At 72.5% G+C, this 15,364-nt stretch carries 17 protein-coding genes; 11 read left to right on the top strand and 6 right to left on the bottom strand.

Going from position 1 to position 15,364, the window contains the following annotated elements:
* Positions 1 to 55: 55 nt before the first annotated feature.
* The 3 genes from OG788_RS12575 to OG788_RS12565 all read right to left on the bottom strand — a co-directional run bounded on the left by OG788_RS12575 (position 56) and on the right by OG788_RS12565 (position 2,461).
* On the bottom strand, positions 56 to 274 hold the full coding sequence (locus OG788_RS12575; protein ID WP_266757244.1) for a hypothetical protein: 219 nt from the start codon (positions 272 to 274) through the stop codon (positions 56 to 58).
* Between the two features lie 20 nt (positions 275 to 294).
* Entirely contained in the window at positions 295 to 1,536 is a 1,242-nt protein-coding gene (locus OG788_RS12570) for an anion permease (protein ID WP_406370758.1), read from the bottom strand.
* Positions 1,537 to 1,714: 178 nt separating this feature from the next.
* The gene (locus OG788_RS12565) at positions 1,715 to 2,461 is read right to left on the bottom strand and encodes a lysozyme (RefSeq protein WP_406370756.1); all 747 of its coding nucleotides are present in this window, start codon (positions 2,459 to 2,461) and stop codon (positions 1,715 to 1,717) included.
* Positions 2,462 to 2,658: 197 nt separating this feature from the next.
* Here OG788_RS12565 and OG788_RS12560 point away from each other — a divergent pair, with 197 nt between their 5' ends.
* The 3 genes from OG788_RS12560 (at position 2,659) to OG788_RS12550 (ending at position 6,391) form a co-directional block, all read left to right on the top strand.
* On the top strand, positions 2,659 to 3,399 hold the full coding sequence (locus OG788_RS12560) for a class II aldolase/adducin family protein (RefSeq protein WP_351537586.1): 741 nt from the start codon (positions 2,659 to 2,661) through the stop codon (positions 3,397 to 3,399).
* A 219-nt stretch (positions 3,400 to 3,618) separates the two neighbouring features.
* On the top strand, positions 3,619 to 4,746 hold the full coding sequence (locus tag OG788_RS12555) for an alpha/beta hydrolase family protein (protein WP_406370754.1): 1,128 nt from the start codon (positions 3,619 to 3,621) through the stop codon (positions 4,744 to 4,746).
* A gap of 241 nt (positions 4,747 to 4,987) precedes the next feature.
* Complete coding sequence (locus OG788_RS12550) at positions 4,988 to 6,391, top strand: hypothetical protein (protein WP_406370752.1); 1,404 nt, start codon at positions 4,988 to 4,990, stop codon at positions 6,389 to 6,391.
* A 109-nt stretch (positions 6,392 to 6,500) separates the two neighbouring features.
* Here OG788_RS12550 and OG788_RS12545 read toward each other — a convergent pair whose 3' ends face one another.
* Both OG788_RS12545 and OG788_RS12540 read right to left on the bottom strand, forming a co-directional pair.
* Positions 6,501 to 6,914 (bottom strand): VOC family protein, encoded by a 414-nt coding sequence (locus OG788_RS12545; protein ID WP_406370750.1) that lies wholly within the window; start codon positions 6,912 to 6,914, stop codon positions 6,501 to 6,503.
* Between the two features lie 141 nt (positions 6,915 to 7,055).
* Positions 7,056 to 7,946, bottom strand: a complete 891-nt coding sequence (locus OG788_RS12540; protein WP_406370748.1) for a neutral zinc metallopeptidase — start codon at positions 7,944 to 7,946, stop codon at positions 7,056 to 7,058.
* Positions 7,947 to 8,352: 406 nt separating this feature from the next.
* On the opposite strand from OG788_RS12540, the gene OG788_RS12535 reads away from it, so the two are divergent.
* From OG788_RS12535 to OG788_RS12525, 3 genes are all read left to right on the top strand, one after another.
* Positions 8,353 to 9,951, top strand: coding sequence for an ABC-F family ATP-binding cassette domain-containing protein (locus OG788_RS12535; protein WP_356468948.1), 1,599 nt, complete (start codon positions 8,353 to 8,355; stop codon positions 9,949 to 9,951).
* Positions 9,952 to 10,324: 373 nt separating this feature from the next.
* Positions 10,325 to 10,546 carry a helix-turn-helix domain-containing protein gene (locus OG788_RS12530; RefSeq protein ID WP_006123601.1) on the top strand — a complete coding sequence of 74 codons (222 nt, stop codon included), beginning with the start codon at positions 10,325 to 10,327 and terminating at the stop codon, positions 10,544 to 10,546.
* Positions 10,547 to 10,691: 145 nt separating this feature from the next.
* Positions 10,692 to 11,495 carry an enoyl-CoA hydratase/isomerase family protein gene (locus tag OG788_RS12525; RefSeq protein ID WP_406370747.1) on the top strand — a complete coding sequence of 268 codons (804 nt, stop codon included), beginning with the start codon at positions 10,692 to 10,694 and terminating at the stop codon, positions 11,493 to 11,495.
* A gap of 171 nt (positions 11,496 to 11,666) precedes the next feature.
* Here OG788_RS12525 and OG788_RS12520 read toward each other — a convergent pair whose 3' ends face one another.
* Positions 11,667 to 12,449 (bottom strand): nucleopolyhedrovirus P10 family protein, encoded by a 783-nt coding sequence (locus OG788_RS12520; RefSeq protein WP_406370745.1) that lies wholly within the window; start codon positions 12,447 to 12,449, stop codon positions 11,667 to 11,669.
* A gap of 87 nt (positions 12,450 to 12,536) precedes the next feature.
* Between OG788_RS12520 and OG788_RS12515 the strand changes: the two genes are divergently transcribed.
* The 5 genes from OG788_RS12515 to amaP all read left to right on the top strand — a co-directional run bounded on the left by OG788_RS12515 (position 12,537) and on the right by amaP (position 14,964).
* On the top strand, positions 12,537 to 13,019 hold the full coding sequence (locus OG788_RS12515) for an Asp23/Gls24 family envelope stress response protein (protein WP_406370744.1): 483 nt from the start codon (positions 12,537 to 12,539) through the stop codon (positions 13,017 to 13,019).
* Between the two features lie 75 nt (positions 13,020 to 13,094).
* Positions 13,095 to 13,280 carry a hypothetical protein gene (locus OG788_RS12510; protein ID WP_261703263.1) on the top strand — a complete coding sequence of 62 codons (186 nt, stop codon included), beginning with the start codon at positions 13,095 to 13,097 and terminating at the stop codon, positions 13,278 to 13,280.
* Between the two features lie 3 nt (positions 13,281 to 13,283).
* On the top strand, positions 13,284 to 13,706 hold the full coding sequence (locus OG788_RS12505) for a hypothetical protein (protein ID WP_406370742.1): 423 nt from the start codon (positions 13,284 to 13,286) through the stop codon (positions 13,704 to 13,706).
* Complete coding sequence (locus OG788_RS12500; RefSeq protein WP_406370740.1) at positions 13,703 to 14,380, top strand: DUF6286 domain-containing protein; 678 nt, start codon at positions 13,703 to 13,705, stop codon at positions 14,378 to 14,380. The genes OG788_RS12505 and OG788_RS12500 overlap by 4 nt, the downstream gene beginning before the upstream one ends.
* Positions 14,377 to 14,964: an alkaline shock response membrane anchor protein AmaP gene (gene amaP, locus OG788_RS12495; protein WP_406370738.1), complete on the top strand. Its 588-nt coding sequence runs from the start codon at positions 14,377 to 14,379 to the stop codon at positions 14,962 to 14,964. The genes OG788_RS12500 and amaP overlap by 4 nt, the downstream gene beginning before the upstream one ends.
* Positions 14,965 to 15,364 lie beyond the last annotated feature (400 nt).

The raw sequence follows: 15,364 nt of genomic DNA, 5'->3' as shown, positions 1-15,364 counted from the left end.
CACCCCACGTGAAGTGCTGCCCACCGCGGCCCTGTTCCGGGCCGCTCGTTCCGGGTTACTTGGTCATGATCAGGGAGATGCCGTACACCACCGCCGCGGCGCAGGCCGCGAAGCAGACGTACGCGCCCGTGGCGGCCGCGACCGCGGAACCGCCCTGGGCCGACTCCTTCTTGGAGAGTCCGGCGACGCCCAGGGTGAAGAGGGCGACGAGGGCCACGGTCACTCCGAGGCTGACCCCGAAGACGGAGCCGAGGGCTGACCAGTCGATGTGCATGCTGTTCCTTCCTTCGGTTCTCAGGCCACGGGGGACGGCGCCGACGGGGCCGCCGTGGGCTCGGCGGGAGCCGGGATGGTGGCCGTGAGGTCCTCGGCCACGGTGCCGGCCGGGGGCGGGGTGACGGCGGCGATGGCCGTGGTCACCACACCGGCGGGCTCTTCGGCGTCGTTCACGTTGGTGTGGTCGATCACCTCGCGGCGCGAGCGGCGCCAGATCGCGAAGCTGGACCCGACCAGGAAGACCGCGACGAGCGTGGTGCCCCAGGCGCCGAATCCGGTGACCCACTCGGCGAGCGCGCCGACCAGGGCGGCGGCGGGCAGCGTGAGGATCCAGGCGACGACCATCCGGGTGGCGGTGGACCAGCGGACCACACCGCCCTTGCGGCCGAGACCCGCGCCCATCACGGAACCGGAGACCGAGTGCGTGGTGGAGAGGGAGAAGCCGATGTGCGAGGAGGCCAGGATGACCGTGGCCGCGCTGGTCTGGGCCGCGAAGCCCTGCTGCGGCTGGAGGTCGGTCAGGCCCTTGCCCATCGTGCGGATGATGCGCCAGCCGCCCAGGTAGGTGCCGAGCGCGATGGCGAGACCGGCGCAGAGGATGACCCAGACCGGCGGGTCGGAGTCGGGAGCGACGGCGCCACCGGCGACCAGGGCCAGGGTGATGATGCCCATCGTCTTCTGCGCGTCGTTGGTGCCGTGGGCCAGCGAGACCAGGCCCGCGGAGGCTATCTGGCCGGCGCGGTACCCCTTCTTGGTGGCCTTGGTGTCGGCGTTACCACTGAGCTTGTACGACAGCCGGGTGGCGAACATCGCGGCCAGGCCGGCGACGATCGGGGCCGCGACGGCGGGGAGGAGCACCTTGCCGACCAGGACGTCCCCGTGCACCGCGCCGGTACCGGCGGAGGCGATGGTGGCGCCCACCAGGCCACCCATGAGGGCGTGCGAGGAGCTGGACGGGAGTCCGACGAGCCACGTCACCAGGTTCCAGAGGATCGCGCCGACGAGGGCGGCGAAGATCACTTCAGGCTGGATGCCGGATTCATCGACGAGGCCTTTGGAGATCGTGTTGGCGACCTCCACCGAGAGGAAGGCGCCGACAAGGTTCAGAGCGGCGGACATGGCCACCGCGACCTTGGGCTTGAGTGCGCCGGTCGAGATGGTGGTGGCCATCGCGTTGGCGGTGTCGTGGAAACCGTTCGTGAAATCGAACACGAGAGCGGTGACGATCACGATTCCGAGGAGGAGCGTGATGTGTTCCATTTACCCAGGCTTCTGTTGGACGTCAGTGGCAGGGGGACCGTAAGCAACCTGGGTGAACGGAAGATGAACTGGGGCGGGCTTCATGGTGACCCGAACGGCGAATCGCCCCTCCGCTTGCGCCGAAGGGGCGACGCCGTGGGTCGAACGGATGCGGAATTCCAAGCTCCGGTCCGGGTCGCTACCCCCGGGCGAGCCGCTCGAGCTGAGCCCGGGATCCATGGAAGAGATTCTGGTCACCCGGCAGGCTGCCGCCGTTGTCGTACTGCCAGAAGGTCCACACGGACCAGCCGGCGGGCAGTGTGCCGGGGTCCGCCGAGCCGTAACGGGCCAGCCACAGGGCGTGATTCGAGGCAAAAGCCCTGCTGGAGCCGGTGCAGGTGTTCCACCAATGCGTTGTGGTGTAAATCACAGGGCGCCGACCGGTCTCCCGGCGGACCTCGTCGCTGAAAGCCTTGATCCAGTTCACCATCGCGGTCTTGCCGAGGCCGTAGCACTTGCGCGTGCCGTACGGGCTGTACTCGATGTCGAGCGCCGGCGGCAGTGTCCAGCCGTCCGCGCGCCAGGCTCCGCCGTTGTGTACGAAGTGGGCGGCCTGGGCGGTGCCGGACGACTTGTCCGGCACCGCGAAGTGATAGGCGCCGTGCAGGATGCCCGCCTCGCGTGCGCCGTCGTACTGCCGGTCGAAGTAGGGGTTGCGGTAGGTGGTGGCCTCGGTCGCCTTCACGTAGACGAACCGGGCGCCCTTCGCCCTCGCGCTCCGCCAGTCCACGTTCTTCTGGTGAGAGGAGACGTCGTGCCCCTTGGTGTTGCCCGCGGCCTCGGCCGGGAGCGCGGCGAGTGCGGTGCCGCCCAGGGTGACCGTCGCCGCGACGGTGATCGCGGCGACGCGGGCGCGACGGCGGAACGGTTTGTGGTCACGGGCCATGTATCCCCCCGGAAATGGCGACGTGTGCGACAAATCCCCCAGAGGCTACGGGAAGATCGGGCGCTGTCCGTCGATTCCCGGCCCTTCGTCGCCAGGGGGTGAAATGGGCGTATATGTGCCCTTTCGGAGGCCCTGCTTCCGCACTACAGTGCGCCCGCCCGGGGTGCGCCCACGGGCATGGCTGGCAGGATCGCGGCATGGCTGAACGGCACCGGGACGCACGGGACGGGCGGGAGGATCCACGGATGGCGGACGAGCACGACGAGAGGGACGCGTCGGCCGCGAGGGACACACGGGACGCCGTCCGGCGGGCCTGGGACGAGCTCGTCGCCACGGCCCGCCGGACCGTGACCGACGGGCTGGTCGTCGGTACGTCGGGCAACGTCTCCGTCCGCGTCGGCGACACCGTCCTGGTGACACCCACGGGCGTGCCCTACGACCGGCTGACGCACGACGACATCGTCGGCGTCGGCCTCGACGGCCGGCAGGTGCTCGGTTCGCTCCGTCCGACCAGCGAACTGCCGATGCACCTCGCCGTCTACCGCGAGACCGACGCCCGGGCCGTCGTCCACACCCACGCCCCCCACGCGACGGCCGTCTCGACACTCGTCCCCGGCCTCCCGCCGATCCACTACATCACCGGCGCCCTCGGCGGCCCGGTCCGCGTCGCCCCCTACGCGACCTACGGCACGCCGGAGTTGGCCGAGAACATGCTGCGCGCGCTGACCGACCGCAGCGCCTGCCTCCTCCAGAACCACGGCACCGTCGCCCACGGAGCCTCACTGGACCAGGCGTACGACCGCACGGCCCAGCTCGAATGGATGTGCCGCGTCTGGCTCCTGGCCTCCTCGGTTCCGGGCCTGACGCCCGCCCTGCTCTCACCGGACCGGCTCGAGGAGGCGGCGGAGAGCCTGCGGGGATACGGCCAGAAGGGATAGGACCTGAAAGGGCACGGGCGGCAGGAGCACGGGCGGGAGGGGCGTGACCGGCAAGGGGTGCGGCCGTCAGATCCCGGAAAGGGTGCGGTCCGGGTGCCGTCGGCGGTCGTGATCCGGTCACCGGATCACGCCGCGCACGCGGGGTCCGGCATACCCAGCCCGTCACCCCTTGCGCCCCTCCCGCTGGCCGATGGCGGGATCCGCCGGGAAACTGGTCGAGTGCGCACCCTAAGAGCCACGGCAGCGGCCGTCACCGTAGCCATAGCCGCGGGCGCGGCCTCCGTGGCGGCAGGCCGGTTCGCCAGCGACGCCGCGCTGAAGACGAGGCCCGGCAAGCCGCTGCCCAGCGAACCCCGCCTCACCGTGCACGCCACGACGGCGGGCGGAATCACCCTGACCCGGGCCCTGGCCTCCCGGCGCCCGGGAACCTACGGCCTCGCGGGCGACGGCTCCCACGCGGTCGTCGGCCCTCTCATGAACTCCGTGCCCCACACGGCCGACACCGTCGTACGCCGGCTCGAAGGCGTCACGCACGGCTCCCTGGAACCCGGCGACAAGGTGTGGCTCACCCCGAACCTGTACGTCGGCGACCCCGGGTCCGCCCTCGGACTCGAACACGCCGACGTCGACGTGCCCGGCGAGCTCGGTGCCCTGCCCGCCTGGTTCCTGCCAGCGGTCCGCGACACCTGGGTCATCACCGTGCACGGCCTGGGTGCCACCCGGGAACACCCCATGAACCTGATGCGGTTCCTGAACAGCCGGCACTTCCCCGTCCTCGACCTCGCCTACCGGGGCGACCTCGGCGCACCCCGGCCGGCGGACGGGCTGAACCACCTCGGCGAGACCGAGTGGCGCGACCTCGACGCGGCCATCCGGTACGCCGTGCGGTTCGGCGCCGAGCGGGTCGTCCTCTACGGCTGGTCCACCGGCGCCACCATGGCGCTGCGCGCCGCCGCCCACTCCGCGCTGCGCGAGCGGATCTCCGGGCTCGTCCTGGACTCGCCGGTCCTGGACTGGGAGACCACGCTGCGCGCCCTCGCCGGGGCCCGCCACACGCCGCGCGCCCTGCTGCCGCTCGCGGTGCGCGCCGCCCAGGGCCGCACCGGCGTACGCGGAGACCGCATCGCGAGCGCCGCGCATCCCGACCAGCTCAAGGTGCCGACCCTGCTGGTGCACGGCCCGGACGACACCATCGCTCCCTGGGGACCCTCCCGTCGCCTGGCCGCGAGCCGCCCGGACCTGGTCACCCTGCACACCGTCCCGAACGCCCCGCACGGCGCCATGTGGAACGCCGACCCGGCGAGCTACGAAGAAGCCCTGCGCCGTTTCCTCACCCCCCTGATGTAGGCCACCCCCGGGCGGAGCCGGCGCGCGCCCCCGGCGAGGGCGTGGTGGCGGGCGGGCCGGGGCTCGGCGCGAGGCGCCCCGGCGGACGCGAAGGCGCGCTTCCGATTCGGTCCCGAACAACTCCGGGCACCCCATTTCCCCGCGTGTCGAGCGCCCCGAGAAGCCCCCTCTCGTGCCACTTCCACAGCCCGCGACGGCATTCCGTTTGGGTTTTCGGACTGTCAACCGGAAGACTGCACCCGTGACGTCCCGTAACCCGCGCGACTCCAGGCTCCGACTCGTCAGCCCGCGGCCCCTCGCGGCCGCTCCCCGAGCGGTGACCCAGCGCCGCACGCGCCGCCCCGCACCGCGACCGCCGGAGGGCACACCGCCTCCCGCGGAGCTCGCGCGCATGGCGCGCACCGGCCTGTCCGACGCGGCCCGGGTCGCGCGCTGGGCCGACGCGGCCCTGCGCCCGGGGCGCGACGGCGCGAACCCCGGCGGCAAAGGCGCCCTCTCCGACGCCACCGCGGAACGGGCCGCCGCCGACCTCGGGCTGACCCCCGTTCAGGCCCGCGCCGACTGGGACACCGCCCGCCTGGCCGGTCTCATCGAGGTGCACGGCGACAGCGCCCGCCCCGGCTGGCGGCTGCGCGCCTGGAGCCGTGACGACAGCGCCGTCCTGCGCGGCTGGGTCGCCCTCTTCGACGCCTGGTCCCTCGCGTACCCCGAACCCGTGGACCGCGAGCCCGCGGCCGTCGCCGAGGTCGTCTCCGCGATGCCCCAGGTGCTCTCCTTCCTCCAGCTCTCCGCCGGGCCCGTCCCGGTGGATCAGCTCCTCGACCTCCTCGGGCAGCGCGTCACCGAACTGCGCACCGAACGCTGCGAGATCTCCTACGGCCCGGACCCCGATCCCGCCCCGGAGCCCGCAGAGATCACGGACGCCCCGCTCGCCCCCCTCCTCGACTGGGCCCTGCACGCCCTCGCCTCGGTCGGCGCACTGACCTACGGCGAAGGACAGGCCACCCTCACCCCGCTCGGCAGCTGGGCGGTCTGGGTCAAGCTGGAACAGATCTGCGTCGCCGCGCAGAGCCCCGCCGGGAACATCGAGCAGTCCGCCGAGGACATGCTCCGCGGCTGCGCCCAGCTCCGCCCCAACGCGGCCCGCGCCGAGTACCGCGCCTGGCTCGCCGCCCGCCCGGTCGGCAGCGCCGTCACCGAACTCATCGCCGCCGCCCGCGGCGAGGACGCCCTCACCCGCGGCCTCGCCTTCGAGGCACTGCGCGTGGTCGGCGCCCCCGCCGAGCCCGATGTGCGCGCCGTGGTCGAGGAGACCCCGCTGCGCCCCTACGCCCTGCTGTGGCTCGCCGAGCACGACGGACACGACCCCGAGGACGCCCACGAGGTCCTCACCCGAGCCGAGTCCACCTGGCTGTGGGTCGATACGGCGGCCGCCGTCGCCGACCACGGTGAGGCCCCGCTCCTCGTCCGCCATCTGGAGTCCGCGGTGCAGCCCACCGTGCCCGCTCTCCTCCACGAGGTGCGCGCGGTCGGGCACCCGCGCACGGTGCAGGTGCTGGTCGCGCTCGCCGCCGCCCACCCGGACCCGGCTCTCGCCAAGGCCGTACGCCGGGCCGCGTTCCAGGTGCACACCGGGGGGAGCTGACCGGGGAACGGGCGGGGGAAGCCGGCCGGGAGGCCGAGCGGGGCCGCCGACCGGTCAGGGGCCCGAGCCGCCGACCGATGAGGGCCCGAGCCGCCGACCGGCGGGCGTCCTACGCGCCTATCTCCGGGGCGTAGGTGCCGAAGCTCCAGATGTTGCCCTCGATGTCGCGGGCCATGTAGTCCCGCGAGCCGTAGTCCTGGTCGGTCGGGGCCATCAGGATCTCCGCGCCGTGGTCCACGGCCCGCTGGTGGTGTGCGTCGACGTCGTCCACGACGATGTACACCCCGCACGGGCCCGCGCTCTTCATCGCCTCGTCGAAGCGGCCTCCGCGGCCTTTGGAGCCGAGCATCACCGCGCCGTTGCCCTGCACCAGCTCGGCGTGCATCACCGAGCCGTCCTCACCCTCGTAGACCGACAGCTCGGTGAAGCCGAAGGCCTCCGTGAGCTGCCTGATCGCCCCCTTCGCGTCCGAGTACAAGAGCGAGGGATAGATGCTCGGGCGCCCGCTGTTCGTGCCAGCCATGCCGATCACTCCGTCTCGTCCACTGCCGGATTCCGATCCGCTGCCCAGTCTGGCACCGGCCACTGACAACGCCCCGGGCACCGGAATCCGGTCCCGTCGCCGGACCGGACCGGGAGCCGCGGCACCCAGCACGGCTCCCGCTCAGCGGAACGTGTTGCACTGCGCCATGTCGCCGCTGCTGAAGCCCTGGTAGAACCACTGCTGCCGTTGCTGGGCCGACCCGTGCGTCCAGGTCTCCGGGGTCACCCGGCCCTGGTACCTCGCCTGGATCCGGTCGTCGCCGACGGCCGCCGCCGCGTCGAGGCCGTCACGGATGTCGGCGTCCGTCAACGAGGTCAGCAGCGGCTTGCCCGTCGACGAGGACGCCGTGGTGGTCGCGTGGCGCGCCCACACCCCGGCGTAGCAGTCGGCCTGGAGCTCCACCCGCACCGCGTTGCTGTTCGCGCCGGTCACCCCGTCCTGCGACCGGGCCAGCGTGCCCATCAGGTCCTGCACGTGGTGCCCGTACTCGTGCGCCACCACGTAGGCCTGCGCGAACGGTCCGCCGGAGGCACCGAACTCGGTGCGCAGTTCGTCGAAGAAGCCCAGGTCCAGATAGACCTTGCGGTCGCCGGGACAGTAGAAGGGCCCGACGGCGGAGGACGCGGTGCCGCACGCGGTGCCGACCCGGCCGCCGAAGAACACCGTGGGGGAGCGGGTGTAGGCGCCGGCCCTGCGCGCGAACTCCCCGGTCCAGAAGGCCTGGACGCTGTTGACCACCGCCACGACGCGGCAGTCCTCCTGGGCATTCGCGTCCCGCCCCTTCTTGCAGGTCTGCTGCACCTGCGCGAGGGAGGAGGCGGTCGCCGCGGGCTGGTCGCCGCCGGAGGAGAGACCGAGCTGGTCGGGACCGAGCCCGAACAGCAGCCCGATGACCAGGACGATCAGCCCCGCGAGGCCGCCGCCGATGGTCGCCCTGCCGCCGGGGATTCGACTGCCGCGCACATCCTGGACCTCGGAGGTGTCCAGGTCGGCGTCGTCGTCGAACTGCATGGGCGCACCACTCTCTGCCGTACGTCGCTCCGTGCCGCCATCCTCGTACGCTCCGTGATCCGCGGCCCCGGCCCGCGGTCCGAACGGGCGACGCCCCTGTCCGTGCCACCGCGTCCCGGCGTCCGCCCCGGCCGGCGGCCCGCCCTCCGTGCCCGGTCCGCGGGCCGCGTCCGGCAGCCGGACCGGCGAGATCATCCCCGTGCGGGACCGGGCAGGACAGGCCCGGACCGCGCCCCCTCGGTGACGCGCGGACGGGGCGAGCGTCACAGTGCCGGACGTCCGCGCACCGGAAAAGTGGTTGCACGGCCCCGTTAGACTTGGCCCATGGCCATTCTCCTCGCGCATTAGACGGCGGGAACGTCCTCAGCCGTCCACCCCGCCAACGACCCTGCCCTGGAGTCTGTCCGTGATTTCCGCCTCCGGTATCGAGCTGCGCGCCGGCGCCCGCATCCTCATCGAGTCCGCCACGTTCCGCATCACGAAGGGCGACCGCATCGGTCTGGTCGGCCGCAACGGCGCGGGCAAGACGACCCTCACCAAGGTCCTCGCGGGCGAAGGCCAGCCCGCCGCGGGCACCGTCGCCCGCTCCGGCGAGGTCGGCTACCTGCCGCAGGACCCGCGCACCGGCGACCTCGACGTCCTCGCCCGCGACCGCGTCCTGTCGGCCCGTGGCCTGGACGTCCTGATCCGCAAGATGCGCGAGAACGAACAGCGCATCGCCAACGGCTCGGGCGCCACCCGCGAGAAGGCCATGCGGCAGTACGAGCGCCAGGAGACGGAGTTCCTCACCAAGGGCGGCTACTCCGCCGAGGCCGAGGCCGCCACCATCGCCGCCGCGCTCAACCTCCCCGACCGCGTGCTCGGCCAGCCCCTGCACACGCTCTCCGGTGGTCAGCGCCGCCGTATCGAGCTGGCCCGCATCCTCTTCTCGGACGCCGACACCCTGCTGCTCGACGAGCCGACGAACCACCTCGACGCCGACTCCATCGTGTGGCTGCGCGACTACCTGAAGACGTACCGCGGCGGCTTCATCGTGATCTCCCACGACGTCGACCTCGTCGAGACGGTCGTCAACAAGGTCTTCTACCTGGACGCCAACCGCGCCCAGATCGACGTCTACAACATGGGCTGGAAGCTCTACCAGCAGCAGCGCGAGGCCGACGAGAAGCGCCGTAAGCGCGAGCGGCAGAACGCCGAGAAGAAGGCCGCCGCGCTGAACTCGCAGGCGGACAAGATGCGGGCCAAGGCCACCAAGACGGTCGCGGCGCAGAACATGGCCAAGCGCGCCGACAAACTGCTCGCCGGCCTCGAGGCGGTCCGCGTCTCGGACAAGGTCGCCAAGCTGCGCTTCCCCGAGCCCGCGCCCTGTGGCAAGACCCCGCTCATGGCGGAGGGCCTGTCGAAGTCGTACGGCTCCCTGGAGATCTTCACCGACGTCGACCTGGCCATCGACAAGGGCTCCCGCGTCGTCATCCTCGGCCTGAACGGCGCCGGCAAGACGACCCTCCTGCGTCTGCTCGGCGGCGCCGAGAAGCCCGACACCGGAGATGTCATCGAGGGCCACGGCCTCAAGCTCGGCTACTACGCGCAGGAGCACGAGACCCTCGACCCCGAGCGCACGGTCCTGGAGAACATGCGCTCCGCCGCCCCGGACCTGGACCTGGTCGAGGTCCGCAAGACGCTCGGCTCGTTCCTGTTCTCCGGCGACGACGTGGACAAGCCGGCGGGCGTGCTCTCCGGCGGTGAGAAGACCCGGCTCGCGCTCGCGACCCTCGTCGTCTCCTCCGCGAACGTCCTCCTGCTCGACGAGCCGACGAACAACCTCGACCCGGCCAGCCGCGAGGAGATCCTCGGCGCGCTGCGCACCTACAAGGGCGCCGTCGTCCTCGTCACCCACGACGAGGGTGCCGTCGAGGCGCTCCAGCCGGAGCGGATCATCCTGCTGCCGGACGGTGTCGAGGACCTGTGGGGCTCCGACTACGCCGACCTGGTGGCCCTCGCCTGACCCGTGCGCGGCCTCCGGGAGGGGGCCGACGCCGCTTGATCGAATGACTGATCCACTGTGTATGGATCATTCGGCCGATCCGTGATCCATCATCTGTGTGAGATCTCCTCGTACCGAGGTGTGTCCTACATCGATTTCACGGCCGAGTCCTTTGTTCCCAAGGGCTCGGCCGTCTCGCATCGCTGACCAGGCACTTCACGGAAGAACCCGTTCGGCTGTACGGACGGCACCAGCCGGAACCGTGGATTCCACTCGTGGGGACGGGCTCCTGTCGTCAAAACCTTGTCTTACGGACCTTGCCGAATGGGTGGCCATGACGCCCGGAAGGGGTGATCATGAGAGTCCAGAGCGCACTTCCCATGAGGAGGACCGGGTGGCCGAGACTCTGAAGAAGGGCAGCCGGGTAACCGGCGCCGCGCGCGACAAGCTCGCGGCAGACCTGAAGAAGAAGTACGACTCCGGTGCGAGCATCCGAGCGCTGGCCGAAGAGACCGGCCGCTCGTATGGCTTTGTGCACCGGATGCTCAGTGAGTCGGGTGTCACGCTCCGAGGGCGTGGCGGAGCGACGCGGGGCAAGAAGGCCGCCTCGGCCTGAGGCCGGGCGTCCCCATCGGCTTCGGTGGTGACCACCCGGTCGGTCGGGTGACCGACCGGGTGGTTACTGTGCAGTCACTTAGGTGCGTTCCTCGTGTCTTCGCGAGGTGCGCGTCTGATCCGACCGCACCCATCGGAGGCGCCCCATGGCTTCGCTCGACAAGGAACTCGAACCGGTACTCGACAAGGACGGCGTACGGCTCACCGTCGACGACGCGATCGCCACGGTGACGCTGACCAATCCGGCCAAGCGCAATGCCCAGAGTCCCGCGCTGTGGCGGGCGTTGGCGCAGGCCGGCAGGTCACTGCCGGGCTCCGTCCGGGTGGTCGTCCTGCGTGCCGAGGGCCAGTCCTTCTCCGCGGGGCTCGACCGGCAGGCGTTCACGCCCGAGGGATTCGACGGGGAACCGTCGTTCATCGACCTCGCGCGCGGTTCCGACGCCGAGCTCGACGCGACCATCGCCGAGTACCAGGGGGCATTCACCTGGTGGCGGCGCAGCGACATCGTGTCCATCGCCGCCGTGCAGGGGCATGCCATCGGTGCGGGGTTCCAGCTCGCGCTCGCCTGTGACCTGCGCGTCGTCGCGGACGACGTGCAGTTCGCCATGCGCGAGACCAGCCTCGGTCTCGTACCCGACCTCACGGGGACGCACCCGCTGGTGAGCCTCGTGGGCTATGCCCGCGCGCTCGAGATCTGCGCCACGGGCCGCTTCGTACTGGCCGAGGAGGCCGAGCGCACCGGGCTCGCCAACCTCGCGGTGCCCGCCGGGCAGCTCGACGACGCGGTCCGCGACCTGACCGCCGCGCTGCTTTCCGCGCCGCGGGACGCCGTCATCGAGACGAAGGCCCTGCTGCGCGGCGCGCAGGCGCGGTCCTACGAGGAGCAGCGCTCCGCCGAGCGCGCGTCCCAGGCACGCAGGCTCCGCGACCTCGCGGGCGTGGGGGACTAGACACCCCCGGGACGGGTGCGGGGGACCGGACACCCCCGGGACGGGTGTGGGGGACCGGAAACCCCTGGGACGGGTACGGGGGACCGGGGCGCGGGGGACCGGACACCCCCAGGACCAGGTGCGGGTGGAACGCCCAAGGCCCGGGGACGGGTGCCGGGCGACTGGACGCTCCTAGACGTGGACGTCCCGGCTCACGGCGGTCACCAGTACCGCGACGGACGGTGTGTCTCCGGCGGCCCGTGTGATCGCCGTTCTGACCGCCCGTGCCACGTCCACCGCCCGCTCGTCCGGGGAGACCGCCAGTTCGACGCGGATGTGGCGGCGCGGCAGGGCCGGTTCCGGGGCGGGCGCGGTCCCGATGTGGACCGGTTGGCCCAGGGCGCCCGTCAGACGGGTGACACCCGGGACGGCCAGGACGGTTGCCGCGATCCGCGCCTCCTCGGGGTCCTTCGGCACAGGAGCCCTCCGTACGTCGTCCGGCGGCGCGTCCGCGGACGCCTCCCGTCCGCCGTCCGCCGGGCGGGTGGCGGACGCATCGCCCTCCTCCAGCAGATCCGTCACCTGCAGATCCACCTCGGCGACGTCGAGACCCAGCCGCTGCGTCGCGGCGGTGGCCAAGGCCAGGCGCAGTCGGGCGGCGACGGCCGGGAGGGGCTCGCCCCCCGGGGACGTGGGATCCGCCGAGGCCCGGAACTCCGCTGTCACGCGCAGCGGGCCGGGCGGCAGCGCACTGGGCGGCGGCGGTACGGCGGGCGTGCCGGTCCGCTCCGGGTCGGCCGGCGCGATCCGGAGCGCGCCGAGGAGTACGCCGGCCACGGCCGCCGTCTCGCGCCGCAGCGCCGACTCGGCCGCGTCCTCCGTGATCCACGCGCCGTCGCGCGGGAGGCCCAGCGGCAGGATTCTGCCGAGGCCGAGCTGGTGCCGTACCGCTTGCGTCCATCGGTCCGCCGTCATTGCTCCAGCGTGCCCCATCCACGGCGCGCGACCGCGCGACCCGACCTACTGTGAGCAGAGGAGGACGACCGAAAGGGACGTACGGCGATGACCGACATGACCGAGCGGAACCGGACGGACAGCCCCGACATCGAGAAGGAGAGCCAGCAGACACGTAAGCCCACCAGGCGCGGCGGTGGAGATCCCGCCACGCGGGGACGGACCACGATCGCCGACGGAGTCGTGGAGAAGATCGCCGGGCTCGCCGCCCGTGACGTGATCGGTGTCCACACGATGGGCAGCGGGCTGAGCCGGACCTTCGGAGCGGTACGCGACCGGGTGCCGGGCGGGTCCAAATCCGTGACACGGGGTGTGAAGGCCGAGGTCGGCGAGCTGCAGACGGCGCTCGACCTGGAGATCGTCGTCGACTACGGCGTGTCGATCGCCGACGTGGCCCGCGACGTACGCGAGAACGTCGTCGCCGCGGTCGAGCGCATGACAGGCCTCGAAGTGGTGGAAGTCAACATCGCGGTGAGTGATGTGAAGCTTCCCGAGGAAGAAGACGAGGAGCCGGAGTCGCGGCTCCAGTGACCCCCGGGCCACCGGAACGCCCCGGCCACCGCACCATGAGGGAGCACGCGGCCACCGACTGCTGAGGAGCGCACCATGAGCTTGGCCGTGATCGGCATGATCGCCGGAATGGCGCTGGCCTTCGCCGGTTACTTCGGCGGTTTCGGCGCCTTCCTCCTGGTGGCCGCACTGGGGGCCGTCGGGTTCGTCGTCGGTCGGCTCCTGGAGGGAGACCTGGACATCGGCGACTTCTTCCGCGCCCGTGACGACCGGCGGCGGTGACGCGTGCCAGGTCATGTCGACCGGCTCGGTGAGACACGGCCGGGCCTGACGACCGTCGCGGCCCCCGAGCGCGGTGCCACCCGGATCGCCGACCGCGTCGTCGCGAAGATCGCGTCGCAGGCGGCGCGCGAGGCGCTGCCCCCTCCGCCGCCCGACGCCGTGCCGCCGCACGCGACGGTCGTCGTGCGGCGGCAGACGGCCGGCTCCGGCGGACCGGGTGACGCGCCGACGCACAGTGCCCAGGTCCGGGTCAGCCTGGAACTCGGCTACCCGTCCGACATCGGTGCCCACTGCAGTGCGGTGCGTCGTCATGTCGCCGAGCGGGTAAGGGCGTTGGCGGGAATGGAAGTACCGGAGGTGGCCGTCCAGGTGGAGCGGCTGCACCTGGCGCACGGGCCCGGCACGGCACAGGGGAGGACGCAATGAGCGAGCCCCAGGGCTCCGACAGCACCCGGAAACTGCCCGTACTGGAGAAGGCCGACGACGCGGGCGCGCTCGGGCAGTCCGCCTCCGCGGCCGCCTACGAACCGCTGGACACCGTGGAAGAGGAGGACGGCCGCCAGGGCCGGTTCTGGTCCGCTCGCCGTGTCCCGGCGGGCATCCTGGCGATCCTGCTCCTCGTCGCCGCGGGCGCGTTCCTGTACGACGTCGCCGCCGTGCGTGCCGGCAGGTCCGCCCTGCGCTGGCGCACCTGGCTGGCCCACCAGCTCGCCGAACGGCCGCTCGACGACACCGCGGTCCTCGTCGGTGCCGGGATCGCCGCCGCGGTGGGACTCTGGCTGATCGTCCTCGCGGCCACGCCCGGACTGCGGGACGTGCTGCCGATGCGGCGCACCCACGCCGATGTCCGGGCCGGGCTGTACCGGATGGCCGCCGCGATGGCGCTCCGCGACCGGGCCATGGAGGTCGCCGGCGTGCAGTCGGTCCGCGTGCGCGTGAAGCGCCGCAAGGTCGACGTCCGGGCGGTGTCGCACTTCCGCGAACTCGACGACGTGCGCGCCGACCTCGACACCACGCTCGCCGACGGCATCAAGGGGCTGGGGCTGGCCCGCTCGCCCGCCCTGTCGGTGCGTGTCGCGCGCCCCGGACGGAAGGGGTGAGGTCCGTGCTCCGGATCGTCAACCGCGTACTGATCGGCTTCGTCGGGCTCGTGCTGCTCGCCCTCGGCGGCTCCGTGCTGGCCATCGGACTCGGCGTACGGCCGCCCTCGTGGTGGATCCACGACGGGCGGCACGACGTGCTGCTCAGCAATGCCGAACGGACTCGGTGGCGGGACGAGGGCTGGTGGTGGCCCGCCGTCATCGCCGCGCTCGCGGTGCTCCTGCTGCTCGCTTTGTGGTGGCTGGTCGCGGACGTACGGCGCCGACGGCTCGCCGACGTGCTCGTCGACACCGGCGACGGCGAGGGCGCGCTGCTGCGCGGGCGGGCCCTGGAGAGCGTGCTGGCCGCCGAAGCGGCCCGGCTGGGCGGCGTCGACCAGGCGCAGGTGCATCTGACCGGCCGCCGCAGTCTGCCCGAGGCGCGCGTACGGCTCCTGCTGGAACCGCATGTGGACCCCGGGCACGCGCTGCATCTGCTGACCTCGGAGGCGCTCGCCCACGCCCGGGACTCGGCCGGCCTCGCCGCTCTCCCCGCGGAGGTCCGCCTGCGCGGCGTCAAGCACCGTGCGGAGCGCGTGACTTGAGGGACGCCCGCGTGCGACGCCCGCGTGCGACGCCCGCGTACGGGACGGCCTCGGCGGCCTGCCCGTTTCCTGGGGTGTCCTGCCGGGGGCGTCGTGTCCGTGGCTTCGGCGCGTTGCGCGCGGGGGTCCGGCTCGGCGGGGTCAAGCACCGTGCGGAGCACGTGACTTGAGGGACGCCCGCGTGCGACGCCCGTGTACGGGACGGCCTGGGCGGGGTCTGCCCGTTTCCTGGGGTGTCCTGCCGGGGGCGTCGTGTCCGTGGCTTCGGCGCGTTCTGCGCGGGGGTCCGGCTCGGCGGGGTCAAGCACCGTGCGGAGCACGTGACTTGAGCGGCGCGTGCTCGCGGGGCGGCCCTGGCGGGCCGCCCGTTTCCGGGACGGTCCGGATGCTCTGACCGGTT

Origin of the sequence: Streptomyces sp. NBC_00647, from assembly GCF_045207245.1 — a bacterium.
GTDB lineage: Bacteria > Actinomycetota > Actinomycetes > Streptomycetales > Streptomycetaceae > Streptomyces.
This window is presented reverse-complemented; position numbering and strand designations above follow the sequence as displayed.